The organism is Actinomycetospora cinnamomea (genome assembly GCF_003096675.1).
Lineage (GTDB): Bacteria > Actinomycetota > Actinomycetes > Mycobacteriales > Pseudonocardiaceae > Actinomycetospora > Actinomycetospora cinnamomea.
In genome coordinates, this window is record NZ_QEKW01000009.1 from 145,694 (window position 1) to 166,368 (window position 20,675).

Sequence of the window (20,675 nt, forward strand, 5' to 3'; positions counted from 1 at the left end):
ACTCGACACCATGGCTGTTTCCGGCTTCGACGGTTCGACACCGACCCTGGACGAGTGGCGTCCTGTAACTTCGCGTAACGATCATCGAGCCTGGCGGCGGTACTGATCGACGCTCGCTTGCGGCGGTGGGCAGCGGTCTCGTCCGGGGCAGCATGATCTCATCGCGCGGGCCCAGCTACTGGCGCTGGGTGACGTCGAGCAAGCAGAGGCCCGTTGACTAGATCGGGAGCGGGGCGGCCATCGTTTCCGGAGTTCCGGCCGTTCGGACGCCCCCCCTACACCCAGCGGCGCTGCCCGCAACGGACGCAGACGCTCACTGTGCCGAGAGCAGCGCGTTCCAGGCATCGAACGACTCGAAGATGCCGGCCATGATCTGCTCATCTTGGTCCTGTCGCTCGCCCATTGCGATGGCATAGAGCAAGTAGGCCCAGGTGCACGCGCCTTGCTGGGTGGGGCTGTCCACGGAGCGCTCCAGCTCTCCGATGGTGGCCGGTACGATCCTGCGTTCGATGAGCATGTCGAGGCCGGCCTCGCCGTGGGACGCGAGCTCGTGCGCGCCCTCCACCAGCCGGTCCCGTGCCCGGGCGATCGTCTCGGTTTCTGGCGGCTGGTCATTCAGGGCGACAGTCGCCGCGTCGTCCAGGCCGGTGAACAGCACGCCACCGAGTAGGGAAGCGTGTGAGCGGTCGTAACTCTCGCGCGGGTTCTCGTCGGAGAACACCCATGTCATGACGGCGTCGAGGGTCAGCAGCTCCATTCCGGGGACGTCCTCGCGAGCAAGGCGGGCGAGTGCATCAGTCATGGTCTGACGGGTGATCTCCGACATCGGCCGAACCTCCAATGGGGCGGCCGCACGGAGCCCGGGCGCCCCGGATGGGTTGGATGCACGCACGGTAGCGGCCACCGTGAGGAAGTTCGGCGTCGGGTGACGCGCAAGCGCATAGGGGCGACGCCCGTCGTGTACGGGGAGGCGTCGGGGAGCCGTCAGTCGCAGCTTCGAACCTTGCCGCGCCCAGCATGTCTGAATCGAGACCCTCGGGGTCGCGAGCTGTCGAGGGCGGACTGGCCGGGCCGAGACGGTGCGCGAGTCTCCCGTCGACGCAGGCAGCACGCTCGTCGGCGGGGTGGGCGGGCCCCGCCGTCGATCGCAAGGGCCTGCCCGGGCACGCTTCGCGATCTCCTACGCTCCGCGCCCATGACCAACCCGTCCGTGCGTGAGGTCCTGAATCAGGTGCGCGACGAGTTCGGGCCGCGCTTCGTCGCTGCCCGCGTGGAGGCCGAGAACGAGGCCCGGCGTCTTCTCGACGCTAGGGCTGGGCGCATGACCCGCGAGGAGTTCGTGGAACTCGGGTCGGCGTTCAACCGCCATGAGGTCCAGGGGGTCGTGAAGCTCAACCGATTTTCACCGGCTTTCACGGGCTACTCGATCTTGCGGGCCACCGAGCGCATCGACGAGCTGAACGACGCCATGCGCGTGTTGTGGGGTCCGTCGGAGCCCGATGCTCTGACGCTCGTGGGCAGCGTTCTCCAGAACCGGAGCGAACTCCACGGCGCTGGTTCGTCGCTGCTGACGATGATGATGTACCTCCGCGATCCGGAGCGTTTCGGCATTCTCATCAACGCCACAATGCGCGGCCTAAGGGTGGCGACGGCCGTCGACAAGCCCTACTCAGCCCGTAGCGGCGAGGGCTACGCGCGGTTCAATGACGAACTCCTCGCGTGGCGGCGAACCTGGGAGGTCGCTCCGCAGGAGCACGACGCCATCCTGACGGCCCTTCTTCGCGCGTCCCGCGAGGACGGAGGCGAGACCGCGCCCGATCCGGTCGTCGACCCGCCGGGCCCGTTGGGGACCTCACCGACCGCCGCGCCGACCACGAGTGCGGACGTCGCTCGCGCCTGCCACCTGCCGGTCGAGACTGTGGACGACTGGGTGGGAGCGCTCATGGAGGGACGGCTCCGGCAGGCGTTCTTCCACGGCCCACCGGGCACGGGGAAGACGTGGGTCGCCCGACACCTCGCGGCCCACCTCGCCAGCTCGCCCGAGCACGTCCGCCTCGTGCAGTTCCATCCCGCCTTTTCCTACGAGGACTTCGTGGAGGGGCTCCGGCCCGAGGTCGATCCCGGCTCCGGCGGGCTGACGTACACAGTGCGGCCGGGGCTGTTCCGCGCACTTTGCGCCGAGGCCGCCGCTTCCCCGGACGAGCGGTTCGTCCTCGTCGTCGACGAGATGAACCGGGCCGACCTCGCAGCTGTGTTCGGCGAGCTCCTCCTGCTCCTGGAGTACCGGGGGCAGACCGCCCGGCTCCCGTACTCGCAGGAGCCATTCGGGGTACCGGAGAACCTGCTGTTGCTCGGGACGATGAACACCGCCGATCGCAGCCTCGCGCTTGTCGACTTCGCCTTGCGCCGCCGGTTCCACGCCTTTGGTCTGCGCCCGGACCGGGAGGTCCTGTCCCACTGGCTCAAGGCCCACGACGACCCGTCCGACCTGCCCCTCCGGGTGTTCGACCTGATCGCAGAACGGGTCGGCGCGGACCCGGCGGCGCCCGGCCACTCCTACTGGATGAACAGCGACGACGCCGCGACGCTGGAGCGCACCTGGACCTTCCAGGTGCACCCTTACCTCGCAGAGCTCTGGTTCGACCGGCCCAATCGCCTGGAGGAGCTCGATCGGGAGGTTGGCCTCCTGCTCGGCGAGGGCAGCTGAGGTGCTCCGCCTCCGCGAGTACGCGCCCCAGGAGGCCGACCTCGCGCCCGAGGACCTCCGCGCGATCGTCGCGCTGACCCGCGGCGACGAGGCGCGGGTCTTGCAGTCGGTGACCCCGACAGGAACCGGGCGTCACGTCGTCGTTCCTGGGCCGTTCGTCGGGCGGCTCCGCCTACCCAGCGGACTCGTGATCGACATTCGCAGCCGTTTCGACCTCGCCGAGCTCACGGCACTGCTCGCCACCTACGTCGGCGCGCCGTCCCTCCTCCGTGACGACCCCGTCCCCTCCGGTGAGGACGACGCGGGCCTCGTCGACCTCATCGCCGTCGCGTTCGTCGACGAGCTCGAGAGACTCGTCGGTCGCGGCCTGCCGAAGGGGTACGTCGAGCGCACCTTCACCCGGCCGCCGTTCGCTGGCCGGCCCGACGTCGCCACCCACCTGCGCCGACACGCCGGTCGCGCGGACCGCCTTGTCACCCGAGCGCAGCGGATCACCCAGGACATCGCGGTGAACCAGGTACTGGCCCATGCCCACGCCCTGTTGTTGCGAGCACCGCTGCGGCGCCCACGCACTCGTAGTCGGTTGACGGCGATGGTCCCCGCCCTCTCCGCCATCAGCCGGCCCGTCGACGTCGACCGCGCGATCCGCCTCGCGCGACCCCGGCTGCCCGCCCACTGCCGAGACGTGTTCGACCTCGCAGTGCTCGTCGTCCGCGGGACCAGCCTGCTTCCCGAGGGCGTCGACCGACAGGGGGCCGCCGTTCTGTTCCCGATGCCGAAGGTGTGGGAGGCGTACGTCGAGAAGGCGATCTCCGACGAGGCCCCTTCCGAACACCGCGTCGCTCGGCAGGTGCCCGTGCCGATCACTGAGCCGCCGGACCGCACAACCGGTCACGCCGACGTCGTGGAGTACGACGACGACGGCCGCCCGGTCGCCGTCTACGACGCCAAGTACAAGCACTTCGGTCGCCCGAGCACCGACGACCTCTTCCAGGTCTTCACCTACTGCCGGCGCCTCCGCTGCGAGCGCGGCGTCCTGGTGCTTCCGGGCCAGGGGGAGAGCTGGACCGTCGGGATGGGCGAGGTGACGATCGCGCTCCGCGGTCTGCCGGTCCTTGCGGCGCGTGGCGTGGAGTGAGATCTACCGGCCAACTACCCTGTGCGCGTGATCACGGGCGAGTTGAAGAACAAGGTCGACCGGGTGTGGGACGCCTTCTGGTCCGGCGGCATCTCGAACCCCCTCGAGGTCATCGAGCAGATCACCTACCTGCTCTTCATCCGCCGACTCGACGAGCTTCAGACGACGAAGGAGCGCAAGGCGCGCGTCACGAAGCAGGGTCTCGAGAACCCGATCTTCCTGCAAGACACGGATCACCTGCGCTGGAGCCGCTTCAAGGGGCTTGGGAGCCCACAGGCCATGTACCAGGTTGTCTCCGAAGAGGTTTTCCCGTTCCTCCGCGAGCTCGGTAGCGACGGGTCCACCTACACCGCGCATATGCAGGATGCACGGTTCACCATCCCCACCCCATCGCTGCTTTCCCGTGTCGTCGACATGCTTGACGACATCCCGATGGAGGAGCGCGACACCAACGGTGACCTCTACGAGTACCTACTCGGAAAGCTCGCCAGCGCCGGAGTCAACGGCCAGTTCCGCACACCACGTCACATCATCAACCTCATGGTGGCCATGATGGCGCCCGGCCCCGAGGATTCGATCTGCGACCCCGCCTGCGGCACGGCGGGTTTCCTCGTCGCGGCCTCGGAGTACGTCCGGAAGAACCACTCCACGGTCCTCACCGATCCAGCTGTGCGGCAGCACTTCAGCCGCGGCATGTTCCATGGCTACGACTTCGACTCGACCATGCTGCGGATTGGCAGCATGAACATGCTGATGCACGGCATCGACTCGCCCGACATTCGCTACCGCGACTCGCTGTCCGAGGGCGCGAGCGAAGACACGGCGAAGTACAGCGTCATCCTCGCCAACCCGCCGTTCGCCGGCTCGCTCAACTACGAGGAGACCTCGAAGGACCTCCAGCGGGTCGTCAAGACGAAGAAGACGGAACTGCTGTTCCTCGCGCTCTTCCTCAAGCTGCTCAAGCCGGGCGGTCGCGCGGCCGTAATCGTTCCGGACGGCGTGCTGTTCGGCTCGTCCACGGCCCACAAGGGGATACGGAAGGCGCTCGTCGAGGACCAGAAACTCGACGCCGTGGTTAAGCTTCCGTCGGGCGTGTTCCGCCCTTACGCAGGGGTCTCGACGGCGGTCCTGGTCTTCACGAAGACCGACTCCGGCGGCACCGACGACGTCTGGTTCTACGACGTCCGCGCCGACGGCTTCTCCCTCGACGACAAGCGCAACGCGGTCCAGGCCAACGACTTGCCCGATGCCCTCAACCGCTGGACCTTGCGTACCACGACCGAACACGGTCGCGCACGCACCGAGCAGTCGTTCGTCGTTACGAAGGCCGACATCGTCGCTCAGAGCTATGACCTATCGCTCAGTAGATATAAGGAGGTCGTGACTGACGCAACCGAGCACCGGTCCCCCCTCGAGATAATCGCCGATATCCAGGACCTCGAAGGGCAGATTGCCGAGGGGCTGGAAGAGTTGAGAACGATGCTCAAGTGAATTTCACAATGGTGCCATTTCTCGACGCCGTCGAGGACGTCTCAGCAGGGAACCGAAAGATTCCTCGGGCAGAGTTCTCGGAATATGGCCGCCACCCCGTGGTCGATCAGGGACAGAAGCTCATCGCCGGCTACACCGACAGCGCCGACCTCCTCGCTAGGACGAATGGGCCAATCATCGTGTTCGGCGACCACACGCGAGCGTTCAAGTACGTGGACTTTCCATTCGCAATGGGGGCCGACGGTGTTAAACTTCTCCGTTGTCGCGACGAATTCTACCCGAAGTTCGTCTATCACTACTTGCGGTCCTACGACCTTCCGAGTGCAGGCTATTCTCGACACTTCAAGTTCTTGAAGAGGATCGACGTACCGAAGCCACCACTGGTCGAGCAACATCGTATCGCGTCGATTCTCGACAAAGTCGATGCGATTCGCTCGTGGCGATCTAAGGCCCTCCATCATCTAGACCTGCTCGAGCGGTCAATCTTTCACGAATTGGTCGGAGACGACGACTGGCGTTCGGTCACCACGGCTCGCCGAGGAAAGAACTCTGCCGGCTGGGAATGGGTTCCGTTGAATCGCGTCGCTCGGATGGCGACCGGGCACACCCCGGATCGGACGCGGCAAGGCTACTGGGATGGTGATATTCCTTGGGTCTCGCTCCCGAAGATCAGAGAGCTTGATGGTCGGATGGCCGTGGACGTCGAGCCCAAGGTTACTGAAGCGGGTATTGCGAACTCCTCGGCGGTGGTCCTTCCCGCGGGCACGGTGTGCTTCTCCAGGACCGCATCTGTCGGCTTCGTGACTAAGCTAGGGCGGCCCATGGCCACATCCCAGGACTTTCACAATTGGACCCCCGGCGACTCACTCGACTCGGACTACCTGATGGCCGCACTACGCTTTTCGCGCCTGCATCTCCTCTCTGCGAGTGACGGTTCTATTCATCGAACTATCTACCAGCGCGTCGCGGAGAGATTCCACATCCTTCTTCCGCCGCTTGAGGTACAACGAGATTTCGCAGCGCGAAAGCAGCGGGTCGACATCGAGCGCTCGAACGCTCAGCGATCTCTGGCGGCAATTGAAGAGATGCTTCGGTCTCTGCAGTCTCGTGCCTTCGGGGGCGAACTCTGATGGGCAACTTCGACTTCGTTCGCGAGACCATGCCGACGGTCTATCCCGACTGTGAGAGGGCCGAGTCGTACCTGGCGAGCGACCCGCGCTCCGCCTGCTTCTACGCCCGTCGCGCGGAGGAGATTCTCGTTGGCCACCTGTACGACGTGCTCGCCCTCCCAGCGCCCTACAGGGACGACCTCTCGGCCCGGATCAACGAAGCCGCCTTCAAAGCCGTCGCCGGAGCGGGCATCGCCCAGAAGCTGAATCTGATACGGAAGCTTGGCAACACCGCGGTCCATGACACGCAGCCGATCCCTCCACGAGCCGCGCGGGACGTCCTGCGGGAGTTGCACCACGTGATGGTGTGGGCCGCGTTCCGGTACTCGGCGAACCCCCAAACCGTGCCGACGCAGACGCAGTTCGACCCCGCGCTCGCCGCGAGAGCAGCGCCCCTCTCGCGGCAGGAGGTCGCGAAGCTCGCCGAGAAGTTTCAAGCGCAGGACGAAGCCCACGCGAAGGCGCTCGCGGAGAAGGACGAGCTGGCGCAGGCGAAGGACGCCGAGATCGCCGAGCTCCGGGCGACGATCCGCGCCGCTCAGTCGGCCAAGACGAGGGTCGACGACCACGACTATACCGAAGCCGAGACCCGCGACCTATTCGTCGACGTCCTGCTCGCCGAGGCCGGCTGGCCGCTCGCCGACGCCCGGGACCGTGAGTTCGCGGTCTCCGGGATGCCGAACAACGGCGGGACCGGCTACGTCGACTACGCGCTATGGGGCGCCGACGGTCTTCCGCTCGCCGTCGTCGAGGCCAAGCGGACCACCAAGAGCGCCTCGAACGGGCAGGAGCAGGCGAGGCTCTACGCCGACTGCTTGGAGAAGCAGTTCGGCCGCCGCCCGGTCATCTTCTTCACCAACGGCTACGAGCACTGGGTGTGGGACGACGCGGCCGGCTACCCGCCGCGGGAGGTCCAGGGGTTCTTCACCCGCGACGAGCTGGAGCTGATGATCCAGCGGCGGCAGACCCGGACGCCGCTCTCAGACGCCCCGATTGACGGCGGAATCGTCGAGCGCCCGTATCAGCACCGGGCGATCCGCGCAGTGGACGGCGCGTTCGACGCCAAGCAGCGAGACGCCCTGCTCGTCATGGCCACTGGATCGGGCAAGACCCGCACGGTCATCGCGCTCGTCGATCAGCTGATGAGGGTGAACTGGGTCAAGCGGGTGCTGTTTCTCGCCGACCGTACCGCGCTGGTGAACCAGGCCTTGAGTGCCTTCAAGGCTCATCTGCCGTCGGCGACGACTGTCAACCTGGTCACCGAGAAGGCTGTCGACGGCCGCGTGTACATCTCGACGTACCCGACGATGCTCAACCTGATCAACGAGATCGACGGCGGGCGGCGGAAGTTCGGGCCCGGATACTTCGACCTCGTCGTGATCGACGAGGCGCACCGATCGGTCTACCAGAAGTACGGTGCGATCTTCGACTGGTTCGACTCGATGCTCGTCGGGCTGACTGCGACCCCGAAAGACGAGGTTGACCACAACACCTACCGCCTTTTCCACCTCGAGGACGGGGTGCCTACTGACGCTTACAGTCTGGACGAGGCCGTGGAGCAGGGTTACCTCGTACCCGCCCGCGGGATCTCCGTCGGCTCGACGTTCCTGCGGCAGGGCATCCGCTACGCGGATCTAAGTCCCGAGGAGAAGGACCAGTGGGACTTGCTCGACTGGGGAGAGGACGGCGCGCCCGACGCAGTCGGCGCCGAAGAGGTCAACCGGTTCCTGTTCAACGAGGACACTGTCGACCAGGTCCTCGCACACGTCATGAACAAGGGCCACAAGGTCGCCGGTGGTGACCGACTCGGCAAGACGATCATCTTCGCCAAGAACCAGCACCACGCCGAGTTCATCGTGAAGCGCTTCGACCTCCAGTGGCCGCACTTGGCCGGATCGTTCGCCCGTGTGATCACCTCCGGCTCGGACTACGCCCAAAACCTCATCGACGACTTCTCCACCGTCGAGAAGCCCCCGCACATCGCGGTCTCGGTCGACATGCTCGATACCGGCATCGACGTGCCCGAGGTGGTCAACCTCGTCTTCTTCAAAACGGTGCGGTCGAAGAGCAAGTTCTGGCAGATGATCGGCCGCGGAACGCGGCTTCGCCCCGACCTCTACGGGCCGGGCCACCCGAAGGAGGACTTCTTCGTCTTCGACTTCTGCGGCAACCTCGAGTTCTTCAGCCAAGACCTGCCAGGCGCTGAGGGTTCACTGCAGAAGTCCCTGACCCAGCGGCTCTTCGAGGCCCGCCTCGGCCTCGTCGTACACCTCGATGCCGCCCACACCCACGCGGAATTGCGCGAAAGCGCCGCGACGATTCTCCACGAGTTCGTCGCCGGCATGAGCCTGGACAACGTCCTCGTCCGTCCGCACCGCCAATGGGTGGAGCGCTTCGCGCAGCGTGATGCCTGGACGACGGTCTCGGACGACGACGCCGAACAGATCCTTAGCCACCTCGCCGGCCTTCCGTCGGCCGCAGCGAAGGACGAGGAGGACGCGAAGCGCTTCGACCTTCTCGTGCTGCGTCGTCAGCTCGCCCAGCTCGAAGGCGACGCGGTCACCGCCGAACGGCTCCGCGAGCAGATCCAGGACGTCGCCGCCGCCTTGCTTGGCAAGACCGCAATTCCCGCGGTGGCCCAGCAACAGGAACTGCTCGACGAGGTCGCGGGCGAGCATTGGTGGACCGACGTCACCCTGCCGATGCTCGAACTCGCGCGTCTCCGCATCCGCGGGCTCGTCCGCTTCGTCGATAAGACTTCGCGCAACCCCGTCTACATCGACTTCGCCGACCAGCTCGGCGACGCCGTCGACGTCGTCCTGCCCGGCATCACTCCGAGCACTGACTTCGCACGGTTCCGCGCCAAGGCCGCTGCTTACCTCCGGCAGCACGATGACCACGTGGCGCTCCAGAAACTACGGCGGAACAGGCAGCTCACGCCCGAGGATCTGTCGTCGCTCGAGGAGATGCTCTTGGCCAGTGGCGCTGGACAGCAGAACGACATCGAGTCGGCGGCGCAGCAGGCCGAGGGGCTCGGGCTGTTCGTTCGCTCGCTCATCGGGCTCGATCGGCAAGCGGCGACCGAGGCCTTCGCCGGCTACCTCGACGGCAGCACGTTCAGCGTCGACCAGATTCGCTTCGTCAACCTCATCGTCGACGAGCTGACCGCCAACGGCGTGATGGAACCAGGGCGGCTCTTCGAGTCGCCTTACACCGACCGCTCCTCGGCGGGTATCGATCACTACTTCCCGAGCTCCGACGTCGATGTGATCGTCGACATCCTTCACGAGGTGAAGAGCCACGCTGCTCCTGCGGACGTGGCCTGAGCCGCGGCCGCTAGGGGTGATGGGGTCGGGCGGCCCAGGACGGTCCTGCCCAGTCGTCGTCCGCGAGCCTTCCCGAAGGCGTCGTCTCGGGTGCCCCGGAGCTCATGATCGCACGCTCAAGACTGGCGCACGGTCACTGTCGTGGACCGCGGCGAGCTGCGGTCCGGGCTCCAAGGGCAACTCAAGATCGCCCGCGTGGTGTGGATCGTGGTGCGAACTGGAGGCTATGGGGGACTCCTGGAGCCTCCAGAGAGACGCGAGTGAGAACAAAGTCGCTGGTAGGAGTCTCGGGACACAACTTCCGGTGTCTTACAAGCCGTTGTTCGGAGAGCGCCGTCTTGTCGAACTGTGCTGCGCCTCATCCAGCCAGGGCCGCATCAATGAGGACGGCGGCGCCGGCGTGGAGCTCGCCGCGGCTGACATACGTGTTCTTGAGGAAGTCAGCTTGGCCCATGAGGTCAGCCTTCATGCGGTCGGTAAGCGTCATCTCGTCGTCGAGGATCGTGGCGTAGGTGCGGCGCCAGGTGTGTGGAGTCATCCAGCCGAGTCCCACCTCCTCACGCACGGAGCGCAGCGTGCGACGCACGTTCGACGGCCAGCGGTAGGTGATGCGCCCGTCTCGCGCGGCTGCTGGGAACAGCGGCCACCGGTCCTCGCCCGGCTGGGCGAGACGTTCGCGGAGGAGGTCAGCGGTGAACTGAGGAAGCGGGATGACGCGGAGAGCGGCCTCGCTCTTGCCGTCGTGGCGCACGAGGCCTTTGCCCTTCACCCACGTCACGTTGCCCGCGATGGTGACCACCGGCACCCTCATCGGGCCGTCCTGGGCGCGGACCGGCACGCCGTCGAGGTTCACGTCGAGCCGACGGACCGCCAGTGCCTCGCCAATGCGCAGGCCCGTGCCGAGAGAGAAGCGCACTAGCTCCGGCAGTTCCGCGGCCCGCGCGACCCGCTGGAGGCGCCGGACTCGGTCGTCGTCCGAGGTCTGGTCGAACCAGTCGAGCAGGGCCTGACGCTCGTCGATGGTCAGGCCCCGGGGCTTCTTCTTGGCCTGGCCCCTCGGCTGCTCGATCCGGTCGAGCTCCCGCACCGGGTTCGTTGGGAGAGCCTCGTGGAGCACCCCGACCTGGAGGACACCGCTGACGATTGAGCGGAGCGTGCGGCGCGTGGAGGGTGCGTAGCGGGGCCCGAGGGCCTCGAGGAAGGCATCAAGGCGCGCGACGGTGCACTCGCGCAGATGGAGGGCGCCCAGGGCCGGGAGGACCGTACGGCCGAGGTGGTACGCGTACAGCGCATGGGTCGAGTCCTCGCGCTTGCGGTCCACCTTCGCGAGGTAGAGCTCGGCCGCGTCCTTGAACCGCGACGCGGGAGTGAGCGTGCTGCCACCGCCCGAACCTCGCTGGCGGTCCTGGATCGTCTGGTGCAGCGCGCCCCGCGCCGCCGTCTTCGAAGGACCCTGCTTCCACAGCCGACGGGTCACTCCGTCGTGATCGCGGAAGCGGCAGCGGGCCACCCAGACGCCGGCGGACTCTTCTTTAGTGGTGATCGCGCCAGGCGTGCCGAGGGGGAGTGGTGGACGGGCCATCGAAGGCTCCCGGACGAGGCTCGGAGGAGTTTCCGGCCGGTAAACGGCCGGTCGATCTCCGGGAGGAAAGCACCGCAGGCCCGACACCTGCAACGATGGGTGCGCCGTCAGGGACTCGAACCCCGAACCCAGTGATTAAGAGTCACTTGCTCTGCCCATTGAGCTAACGGCGCGTGATCGAGACTCTAGCAAGCCAGCGATCTCGATCCGACAGCGGGTGGTCCACTGCCGTCCGGGTGAGTGACGGGACTTGAACCCGCGACACCTGGGATCACAACCCAGTGCTCTGCCAACTGAGCTACACCCACCATGGTCTCTCCGGGACGCCCCGGTGAGCCGTGGACCAGCGTACAAGCCGGGTGCGAGCCGGTTGCGACCGGCTCCCGTCAGACCGACCCCTCATCGTCCCAGTGGTAGACGACGTCGTTGAAGGCCGCGGTCGGGAAGACGAAGAAGACGCGCACCGAGCCGTTGCCGGCGGCTCGGATGCCGTGCTCGACGTCGCCCGGCAGGTGTACGACCGCGCCCGGCCCGACGGACACGGCTTCGCCGCCGACGTCGACGACGGCTTCGCCCTCGTGGATGTAGTAGATCTCCGGGGCGCTGTGGCGGTGGCGGCCCATCCAGCCGTCCTCGTCGAGCACCGCGACGCCGGTGGTGACGGCAGCCGGCACGGTGTCCGCGCCGTCGCCGATCAGGCACCAGCGCAGGCGCCCGCGCACGGGGTCGTTCCAGACGACCCACTCGCAGTCCTCGGGCGTGGCGACCAGGCCCGGGGACCGGTCGGCCCCCAACGTCGTGACGGCGTGCGCCATCCAGCCTCCTCGTGCAGGGCGTGGACGTGGACGAGCCCCGCGATGCTGGAGGCGTACGACAAGAGGGTGTCCGGCCGGGAGCGGGCCGGAAACGTGACTCAGGCCCCCGGCGGCGGCGCCTGCCCGCCGGCCGGGCCGGGCTCGGCGGATTCGGCGGCGACGACGCCGGCGCGGTCGTCGGCAACGACGGAGGCGGCCGCGGCCTGGGCCTCCTCGCTGGTCGGACCGGGCAGCGGCACGAAGGCCGTGCGCCGGTAGTACTCCAGCTCGCGGATCGACTCGCGGACGTCGGCGAGCGCGCGGTGCGCGAGGCCCTTCTCGGGCTGCGCGTAGTACACCCGCGGGTACCAGCGCCGGCACAGCTCCTTGATCGAGCTGACGTCGACCATGCGGTAGTGCAGGTAGCCGTCGAGCTCGGGCATGTCGCGGGCGATGAAGCCGCGGTCGGTAGCGATCGAGTTGCCGCACAGCGGCGCCGAGCGGCCCTCGGGGACGTGGGCGCGGACGTAGTCGAGGACGAGCTTCTCGGCCTCGGCCAGCGTCACCGTCGAGCGCCGCACCTCGTCGGTCAGCCCCGACGTGGCGTGCATGTCGCGCACGACCTCGGGCATGGCGTCGAGGGCCTCGTCGGACGCGTGGATGACCACGTCGACGCCCTCACCGAACGGCACGAGGTCGGCGTCGGTCACCAGCGCGGCGATCTCGATCAGCGCGTCGTGGCGCAGGTCGAGGCCGGTCATCTCGCAGTCGATCCACACGAGCCGGGCGTTCACGTGACGAGACCCTAACGCCGCACGAGGCGCCCGGCCCCTCGACCGTCGACGAGGAAGGGGTCGAGCAGCCCCGGGGTGACGTCGCCGACGAGCTCGAGCGCGCGGTCGACGCCGACGTCGAGCACCTCGTAGCGCCCGCGCCCGGCGGCCGTGACGGCGTGCAGGGTCACGAGCCCGGCGCGGCGCTGGGTGAGCGACTGCGTCAGCCGCCAGCCGATCACCCCGCCGCGGCGCAGCACGACCGTGCGGCGCACCCAGGCGCCCTGGCGCGCGACGAGGTGCTCACGGGTGAGTGCGTGGCCCAGCGAGCGGATCCGGTCGAGCGCGAGCAGCGCCGCGCCGACCAGCAGGATCGGCACGACGACGCCGTCGGCGGGCGCCTCGGGGAGGGCGAGCAGCACCGCGGCGACCACCGCGGCCGGCCCGAACCCGCGGATCAGCCGGCGCAGCACGGCCGCGCGGGGGTGGCGCTGCAGCGGCGCCCGCGTCCCCTCGTCGTCCGGCACGCCGAGCACACCGGCCGCGACGCGGTGGGCCTCCCGGCGCGGCATGGCGGGTCCGAGCGCGCCGACGTGCTCGCCCTGCCCGTCGGCACGCAGTCCCGTGGTGAGCGCGAGCGGGCGGGCGCCGCGGCCCAGGCGCACGAGCAGCGGCTCGTCGAGCTCAACCCCGCGCAGGCGACGGCCCTCCAGCGACAGCGTCCGGCGGGTGAGCAGGCCGCGGCGCAGCACGAGCCCGCCGTCCTCGGCGCGGGTCAGGCGGTAGCCCCACCAGCCCTCGACGAACACCACGGCGGCGCCGACGACCGCGGTGACCAGCAGCGCCGCCGCGCCGAGCCAGATCGGGGCCTGCCCGGCGGTCTCCTCGACGGTCTCGGCGTCGGGCCAGAGGGAGAACTCCTCGGCGAGCCGGAAGAGCCCGACCCACACGGCGCCGACGACGGCGAGCGCGGAGAAGGTCAGCGGGGCGAACCGCACCCACGTCCAGCGCAGGCGCGCCAGCTCGGGCGGCTCGTCGGTGCCGGTCCCGACCTCGTCGCCGCCGAGCAGCAGCGCGCGCAGTCGCTCCGCCTCACCGCGCCGCACGGCGTCGAGGGTCAGCTCGGCGTCGTCGCCCCCCTCGCGCCGTCCGGTGCCGACGCGCACCACGGCGAGGCCGAAGAGGCGGTGCGCCGGGTTGGCGGTGAGGTCCGCGGTGCGGATGCGGTCGCGGTGCACGCTGCGGTGGTGGCGGCGCAGCAGCCCCGTGCGCAGCTCGACGCGGTCGACGCCGACACGGTAGGTCGTCGTGAACCAGCGCGAGACGCCGTACACGAGCACGGCGACGGCGAGCGCGAGCCCGCCCCACAGGCGCCACCGGTCGTCGGCGGAGCCGCCGGTGATCGCGATGACGAGCAGCACGGGGACGAGCTTGACCAGGTCGACGACGGGGTGGACGACGAGCATGCGGCGGTCCAGGCGCCGCCAGTCGGTGGCCGCGGCGCTCACGTGGCGTCGCCGCCGAGGGTCTCGGTGACGCGGGTGAGCCGGTCGGCGAGCGCGACGGCGGCGTCCGCGTCGAGGCCGTCGATGGCCAGCGCGCCGCTGGCGGAGGCCGTCGTCACGGTGACCGACGACAGCCCGAACAGGCGCTGCAGCGGGCCGCGGTCGGTGTCGACGGTCTGGACGCGCGAGATCGGCGCGATCCGCCACTCCAGGCTCAGCCAGCCCGAGAGGGTGTGCACCGCGTCGTCGGTCATCTCCCAGCGGTGCAGCGCGTAGCGGACGCGGGGGACGACGAGCCCGTGCACGACGCCGACGACGAGCGTGGCGGCGCCGGTGACCAGGAGCACGTCCGCGATCCGGGGGACCACGACGGCCGCGACGACCTGGGGGAGCAGCACGACGAGCGTGCCGATCACCGAGCGCAGCGTCCACCAGGCGCGGGCGCGCGGACTGACGCGGTGCGCCGGCGCGCGCAGCCGCGGGCCGGGCGCCTCCGGCGTCGTCACGGTTCCAGTCTGCCTGGGCGTTGTGCGTGCCTGCCCGTGCTGGGACACGGGCAAGCACTCACGAGGCCGAAGGCCCAAGCTCCGACTTGAGGACCTTGCCGGTGTTGTTGCGGGGCAGCTCGTCGACGAACTCGACGTCGCGGGGCGAGGCGAAGCGCGCGAGGTTGTTCTTCACGTGGTCGCGCACCTGATCGGCGTCGACCGAGGCCCCGTACTCGAGGACGAGGTAGGCGGCCAGGCGTTGGCCGTACTCCTCGTCGTCGACGCCGACGACGGCGGCCTCCTTGACGCCCGGCATCTCCGCCAGCAGGTTCTCCACCTCGCCCGCGTGGATGTTCTCCCCACCCGAGACGATCATGTCGTCGGCGCGGCCGGAGATGAACAGCAGGCCGTGGCGGTCGAAGTGCCCGAGATCGCCCGTGCCGAGCATGCCGTCGACCTGCTCGGTCTCGCCGCGCCCGCCCGTGTAGCCGGTGAACAGCATCTCGTTGCCCACGAAGATCCGCCCGGTCTCCCCGGCGGGCAGCTCCCGGTCGTCGTCGCCCAGGATCTTCACGACGGTGCCGGCCGGCGGGCGCCCCGCGGTGCCCGGCTCCTGGCGCAGCTCCTCGGGCTTGGCGATCGAGGCCCAGGAGACCTCGGTGGAGCCGTAGAGCATGTAGAGCTTGTCGCCGAACGTGTCGAGGAACTCGGTGACCTTGGCCGGCGGCATCGCCGAGCCGGTGGCGGTGACCGTGCTCAGGCACGACACGTCGTACCGGGCCTTGACGTCGTCGTCGAGCTCGAGGATGCGCTGCAGCATCACCGGCACCGCGAACATCGACGTGCAGCGGTGGCGGGCGATCGCGGCGAGCGCGTCCTCCGGGTCGAACTTGCGGCGCAGCACCAGCGTCGAGCCCATCAGCGACCCGATCTGGAACGCCGCGAAGCCCCACGTGTGGAACAGGGGCGCGGAGACCAGCGCGGGCTCGCGGGCGGTGAGCGGGATGCGGGAGAGGATCGCGTTGACCGGCCCTATCCCGCTGATCGACGGCCGCTCGGCGCCCTTCGGCGTGCCCGTGGTGCCCGAGGTCAGCACGATCGTCCTGCCGATCGGGGGCTTGGTGGGCAGGTCCTGCGAGCCGTCGGCGCCGATGAGGCCCTCGAGGGTGTCGTCGCCCCACCGCCCGCTGCTCTCGGTCCACGCCCACACGCGCGTCACGTCCGACGGCACCTGCTCGAGGCGGTCGGCGAGGTCGCCGTCGGCGACGACCGTCGTGATCCCCTGCTCCTCCGCGACGGCCTTCATCTGCGCGGGCGAGAGGCCGGTGTTGAGCAGGACGACGTCGGCGCCGAGCTTGCTCACCGCGAGCATCGTCTCGATCGGCCCGCGGTGGTTGCGGCAGAGCACCGCGACGCGCGAGCCGGGGCCCACGCGGCGGTCGGCGAGGGCGCGGGCCAGCCGGTCGGTGCGCTCGTGGATCTCGCGGAACGTGACGGTGCCGCGGTCGTCGATGACCGCGACGCGGTCGGGGTGGCGCCAGCGCGAGACGACGTAGGCCGTGGTCGGGGTGAACCCGTAGCGGTAGAGCGCCTGGGGGAACATCGCCAGCCGGTGCGGCGGGATCGGGGCGACGACACCCGCGCCGGTCAGCAGCCGCACCCCGGTGGCGAGCTCGGTGGGGGTGCCGAACGGGGTCTTCACCAGTGCACTCCAGGGAGAAGTCGGGCCATGGCCTGGGCGCCGCGGGAGAGCGGGCCCGTGTCGAGGGTCCGGGCGTCGTCGTGGTCGGACGGAGCACTACCCTCGCGCGCTGCCGCTGATTCCGGGAACACGCGGTAGGCGACGTGCATGACGGCGTCCTTGACCCGCGGGGTGAGCGCGCCGGACACCGCGCCGAAGGTGCCGAGCAGCGTCCCGACGTGCTTGGGCCGGTCGATCAGCGCGCGCATCACCTTGTCCGCCGCCTCCTCCGGGGAGTCGGTGGGGAAGGCGTCGTAGATCCGTGTCGGAGCGATCATCGGCGTGCGCACCAGCGGCATGTGCACCGTCGTGAACGTGACGCCCTCGCCGAGCACCTCGGTGGCGACGATGTCGGCCCACGCGTCGAGCGCGGCCTTGCTGGCGACGTAGGCGGAGAACCGCGGCGGCCCCGTCTGCACGCCGATCGAGGAGATGTCGACGACGTGGCCGAAGCGCCGCTCGAGCATGTGCGGCAGCAGCGCGAGGGTGAGCCGGATCGCGCCGAAGTAGTTGATGGCCATCGTGCGCTCGAAGTCGTGGAAGCGGTCGAGCTCGAGGCGCACGCCGCGGCGTATCGAGCGCCCGGCGTTGTTGACCAGCATGTCGATGCCGGTGTCCGGCCCCGCGTGGTCGTTGATCATGGTCTTGACGAGCGCGTCCACCGACTCGCCGTCGGTGATGTCGCACGAGTACACCCACCCCTGCCCTCCGTCGCGCTCGATCTCGCGCTTGACCTCCTCGAGCTCCTCGGTGCGGCGCGCGACCAGCAGCGGGACCCCGCCGGCGCGGGCCACCTTGAACGCGGTCTCGCGCCCGATGCCCGAGGACGCGCCCGTGATCACCACGCGGCGGCCCTGCAACGGCCCGCCCGGGCGGGGGCGGCGGTGGCGGTTGGGGTCGAGGTGCTCGCGCCACCAGGCGACCAGCGCCGGCGCGTAGTCGCCGATCTCGGGGAAGGTGACGCCGCTGCCGGTGAGCGCGCGGCGGGTGTCGTCGGTGGTGAAGCGCGCGCCGAAGGTCAGGTGGGGCAGCACCTCGGGCGGGATGTCGAGCTCGGCCAGCGCGATGTCGCGCGCGGCGGCGACCGGCGCGAGCCGCTGGGCCGCGGCGGCGCCCCGGCGCACGAGGTCGCCGACCGGCGCGGGCATCGTCGCCTGCAGCTGCGGGGCGCCGAGCGCGGCGGCGAACGCGTTGTAGACCTCGGAGAGCGGCTGCGGGCGCGGGTGGACGAGGTGGAACGCGCGGTGGTCCAGCCCGGGCCGGTGGACGAGGTGCACCATCGCGTCGGCGACCACGTCGACCGGGACGATGTTGGTGGCGCCGAGCTCGGGTACCGCGATGCGCAGGGCACTGAGCCAGTTGTCCGGGGCGAACCGGCCGAGCAGGGAGATCGCGGTCAGCAGGTAGTACGGCCCGTCGATCTTGTCCATCTCGCCGGTCCGCGAGTCGCCGACGACGACCGCGGGCCGGTACACGCGCCACGGCACCGTCGACTCCTCGCGGACGATGCGCTCCGCGCGGTACTTGGTCTCGTGGTACGGGTTGCCGAAGGTCTGCCCGACGTCGAGGTCGTCCTCGGTGAAGGTGCCCGCGTACTCGCCGGCCACGGCGACCGAGGAGACGTGGTGCAGGCAGGAGGCCCCGAGGCGTGCGGCGACCTCGACGACCCCGCGGGTGCCGTCGACGTTGGCGGCGCGGTTGACCTCGTCGTCGGCGGTGATGTCGTAGACCGCGCCGAGGTGCAGGACGTGGTCGACCCGCCCGGCGAGCCCGTCGACCTCGGCGTCGTGCAGGCCCAGCCGCGGCCGGGTCAGGTCTCCGACGACGGGCACGACCTTCTCGTGGCCCTCGGTGTCGGCGAGCCGCCGCAGGAGCCGGTCGCGCGAGCCCTCGCGCACCAGCGCGTACACGGCCTCGCAGTCGTCGCGGGCGAGCAGCCGCGCGAGGACCATCCGCCCCAGGAACCCGGTACCGCCGGTCACCAGATACCGCATGGCGCAGGATCGTGGCACAGGCCACCTCCCGTCGCCACGGGTGGTTACCGGCGGGTCACCGCGCCCCTCATCGATCCGGGTCGGCCATCTCCTCGACGTCCTCGTCGACCCGGTCGCCGACCGCGGCGACCTCCTCGGTGGTCTTCTGCTCGCGGGGCTGCGCCGGGTCGAGGCCCTCGACGAGCGCCTCCTCCTCGTTGTACTCGCCGACGTAGCGCTGCTCGATGTCGGCGGCCTCGCGGCGCTGCTCGCTCGGGGGCTCGCTCGGGGGCTCGCTCATGGGCGCGACGGTAGGGCATCGCGGCGGGCGCGGTCGGGTAGGAGGGCGGGGTGGACTCCCGGGACCTGCCGTCCGAGCAGCAGCGTGCGCTGCGCCGGGCCGACGACGCCGGGTTCCGGGCGCCGATGCTCGCGACGCTGTCGAAGGAGCATCCTGGGCGGGCGGGGCTGGACGCGGCGGGGTGGGTGTTCGAGCGCAAGCTCGACGGTGTGCGGGTGATCGCCTCCCGGGAGCGGGGCGAGGCGCCGCGGCTGTGGTCGCGCAACCGGAAGCCGATGGACGCGAGCTACCCCGAGATCGTCGAGGCGCTCGACGCGCACGGGCCGGAGCGTTTCGTCGTCGACGGGGAGATCGTCGCCGCCGACGGGACCTTCGCGAGCCTGCAGGCCCGCATGCACGTCGTGGACCCGGAGCGGGCGCGGCGCACCGGGGTGGAGGTGCACGCGCACCTGTTCGACGTGCTCGTGCTGGGCGACGACGACGTGACGGGGCTGCCGCAGTCGGCGCGGCACGGCCTGCTCGACGAGGCCGTCGGGTTCGGGGGGCCGCTGTACCGCTCGCCGACGCTCGAGGGTGACCCGTCCGCGCTGCTCGCCGAGGCGTGCGCCGACGGCTGGGAGGGGCTGATCGCGAAGCGCGCCGACGCGCCGTACGTGCTCGGTGCGCGCACCAGGGACTGGCTCAAGCTCAAGTGCGTCCGCGACCAGGAGTTCGTCGTCGGGGGCTGGACCGACCCGTCGGGGGCGCGGCAGGGGCTGGGGGCGCTGCTGGTGGGTTACCACGACGGTTCGGGGGCGTTGCGCTACGCGGGGAAGGTCGGCACCGGGTTCGACGCGGCGGCGCTGGCGATGCTGCGGGAGCGGCTGGACCCGCTGGCGGTCGCGGAGTCGCCCTTCGCCGACCGGGTGCGCGAGTCCGGGGCGCACTGGGTGCGCCCGGAGCTGGTGTGCGCGGTGGGGTTCAGCGAGTGGACAACCGACGGGCGGCTGCGCCACCCGCGCTACCAGGGCCTGCGCGTCGACAAGGACCCCGCGGACGTCGTGCGGGAACAGTGAGCTCGCTCGAGGACTACCTGGCGCGCTGGTCGGCGGCGCACGGCGGGATCGCGCCGCGGGGCGTGGTGCTGGCGTGGCTGCGCGTCGTGCACGTGCTGGTGCGTCCGCTGGTGCGGCGCCGCGTGCCGCCGGGGGTGCTGACGGCGGCGTCGCTGGCGTGCGGTGTGGCGGTGCCGCTGGCGGTCCTCGCGGGGCGGTGGGGTGCGCTGGCGGGGGCGGTGCTGGCCGTGTGCTGCGCGCTGCTGGACGGGCTGGACGGGGCGGTCGCGGTGCTCACCGACACCGTCTCGGCGTGGGGGAGGGTGCTCGATCCGCTGGTGGACCGGGTGGGGGACGTGGCGTTCCTGGTGGCGCTGGTGCTGGCCGGGGCGCCGGGGTGGCTCGCGGTCGGGGTGGGGGTGCTGACGCTGCTCCAGGAGTCGGTGCGCGCGTCGGCGCGGCTGCCGGACGTCGGCGTCGTGAGCGTGTGGGAGCGGCCGTCGCGCGTCATCCTCGTGTCGCTGGGCCTGCTCGGGACGGTGGTGACGCCGACCCTGCCGGCGGCGACCATCGCCGTGGCCATCGCCGCCGTCCTCGCGGTCGTCGGCTTCACCCAGGTGCTGGTGACGGTGCGCCGTCGCCTTTGACCTCCG

Annotated in this window: 16 protein-coding genes and 2 tRNA genes; 7 read left to right on the top strand and 11 right to left on the bottom strand. The window is 70.0% G+C overall.

Annotated features, from left to right (window positions below):
• Nucleotides 1-313: 313 nt before the first annotated feature.
• Nucleotides 314-826 carry a hypothetical protein gene (locus C8D89_RS17845; RefSeq protein ID WP_116709472.1) on the bottom strand — a complete coding sequence of 171 codons (513 nt, stop codon included), beginning with the start codon at nucleotides 824-826 and terminating at the stop codon, nucleotides 314-316.
• 369 nt (nucleotides 827-1,195) lie between these two features.
• Here C8D89_RS17845 and C8D89_RS17850 point away from each other — a divergent pair, with 369 nt between their 5' ends.
• The 5 genes from C8D89_RS17850 to C8D89_RS17870 are packed head-to-tail and all read left to right on the top strand — an operon-like array spanning nucleotide 1,196 to nucleotide 9,831.
• The gene (locus C8D89_RS17850) at nucleotides 1,196-2,707 is read left to right on the top strand and encodes an McrB family protein (protein ID WP_133251954.1); all 1,512 of its coding nucleotides are present in this window, start codon (nucleotides 1,196-1,198) and stop codon (nucleotides 2,705-2,707) included.
• Nucleotide 2,708: 1 nt separating this feature from the next.
• Complete coding sequence (locus C8D89_RS17855; RefSeq protein ID WP_165825778.1) at nucleotides 2,709-3,845, top strand: McrC family protein; 1,137 nt, start codon at nucleotides 2,709-2,711, stop codon at nucleotides 3,843-3,845.
• Between the two features lie 27 nt (nucleotides 3,846-3,872).
• Complete coding sequence (locus tag C8D89_RS17860) at nucleotides 3,873-5,336, top strand: type I restriction-modification system subunit M (protein ID WP_116709538.1); 1,464 nt, start codon at nucleotides 3,873-3,875, stop codon at nucleotides 5,334-5,336.
• Nucleotides 5,333-6,466 (top strand): restriction endonuclease subunit S, encoded by a 1,134-nt coding sequence (locus C8D89_RS17865; protein ID WP_116709475.1) that lies wholly within the window; start codon nucleotides 5,333-5,335, stop codon nucleotides 6,464-6,466. Before C8D89_RS17860 ends, C8D89_RS17865 begins: the two co-directional genes overlap by 4 nt.
• Nucleotides 6,466-9,831 carry a DEAD/DEAH box helicase family protein gene (locus C8D89_RS17870; protein WP_116709476.1) on the top strand — a complete coding sequence of 1,122 codons (3,366 nt, stop codon included), beginning with the start codon at nucleotides 6,466-6,468 and terminating at the stop codon, nucleotides 9,829-9,831. Before C8D89_RS17865 ends, C8D89_RS17870 begins: the two co-directional genes overlap by 1 nt.
• A 358-nt stretch (nucleotides 9,832-10,189) precedes the next feature.
• On the opposite strand, the gene C8D89_RS17875 is transcribed toward C8D89_RS17870, so the two are convergent.
• The 10 genes from C8D89_RS17875 to C8D89_RS17920 form a co-directional block, all read right to left on the bottom strand.
• Nucleotides 10,190-11,413, bottom strand: coding sequence for a tyrosine-type recombinase/integrase (locus C8D89_RS17875; protein ID WP_133251955.1), 1,224 nt, complete (start codon nucleotides 11,411-11,413; stop codon nucleotides 10,190-10,192).
• A gap of 100 nt (nucleotides 11,414-11,513) precedes the next feature.
• Nucleotides 11,514-11,586 (bottom strand) — tRNA-Lys (locus tag C8D89_RS17880).
• Between the two features lie 62 nt (nucleotides 11,587-11,648).
• Nucleotides 11,649-11,721, bottom strand: a tRNA-His gene (locus tag C8D89_RS17885).
• A gap of 78 nt (nucleotides 11,722-11,799) precedes the next feature.
• A complete protein-coding gene (locus C8D89_RS17890; protein WP_116709478.1) occupies nucleotides 11,800-12,228 on the bottom strand; it encodes a cupin domain-containing protein in 429 nt (142 codons plus the stop codon).
• A gap of 98 nt (nucleotides 12,229-12,326) precedes the next feature.
• Nucleotides 12,327-13,001 carry an oligoribonuclease gene (orn, locus tag C8D89_RS17895; RefSeq protein ID WP_116709479.1) on the bottom strand — a complete coding sequence of 225 codons (675 nt, stop codon included), beginning with the start codon at nucleotides 12,999-13,001 and terminating at the stop codon, nucleotides 12,327-12,329.
• Nucleotides 13,002-13,012: 11 nt separating this feature from the next.
• Nucleotides 13,013-14,488 carry a PH domain-containing protein gene (locus C8D89_RS17900; RefSeq protein WP_116709480.1) on the bottom strand — a complete coding sequence of 492 codons (1,476 nt, stop codon included), beginning with the start codon at nucleotides 14,486-14,488 and terminating at the stop codon, nucleotides 13,013-13,015.
• Nucleotides 14,485-14,991 (bottom strand): PH domain-containing protein, encoded by a 507-nt coding sequence (locus C8D89_RS17905; RefSeq protein WP_116709481.1) that lies wholly within the window; start codon nucleotides 14,989-14,991, stop codon nucleotides 14,485-14,487. Before C8D89_RS17905 ends, C8D89_RS17900 begins: the two co-directional genes overlap by 4 nt.
• A gap of 58 nt (nucleotides 14,992-15,049) precedes the next feature.
• The gene (locus tag C8D89_RS17910; protein ID WP_116709482.1) at nucleotides 15,050-16,675 is read right to left on the bottom strand and encodes an AMP-binding protein; all 1,626 of its coding nucleotides are present in this window, start codon (nucleotides 16,673-16,675) and stop codon (nucleotides 15,050-15,052) included.
• Complete coding sequence (locus C8D89_RS17915; protein ID WP_116709483.1) at nucleotides 16,672-18,708, bottom strand: SDR family oxidoreductase; 2,037 nt, start codon at nucleotides 18,706-18,708, stop codon at nucleotides 16,672-16,674. The genes C8D89_RS17910 and C8D89_RS17915 overlap by 4 nt, the downstream gene beginning before the upstream one ends.
• A gap of 67 nt (nucleotides 18,709-18,775) precedes the next feature.
• Complete coding sequence (locus tag C8D89_RS17920; RefSeq protein WP_116709484.1) at nucleotides 18,776-18,988, bottom strand: hypothetical protein; 213 nt, start codon at nucleotides 18,986-18,988, stop codon at nucleotides 18,776-18,778.
• Nucleotides 18,989-19,113: 125 nt separating this feature from the next.
• On the opposite strand from C8D89_RS17920, the gene ligD reads away from it, so the two are divergent.
• Both ligD and C8D89_RS17930 read left to right on the top strand, forming a co-directional pair.
• The gene (ligD, locus tag C8D89_RS17925; RefSeq protein WP_116709539.1) at nucleotides 19,114-20,043 is read left to right on the top strand and encodes a non-homologous end-joining DNA ligase; all 930 of its coding nucleotides are present in this window, start codon (nucleotides 19,114-19,116) and stop codon (nucleotides 20,041-20,043) included.
• Complete coding sequence (locus C8D89_RS17930) at nucleotides 20,040-20,669, top strand: CDP-alcohol phosphatidyltransferase family protein (protein ID WP_165825779.1); 630 nt, start codon at nucleotides 20,040-20,042, stop codon at nucleotides 20,667-20,669. The genes ligD and C8D89_RS17930 overlap by 4 nt, the downstream gene beginning before the upstream one ends.
• Nucleotides 20,670-20,675: the final 6 nt, after the last annotated feature.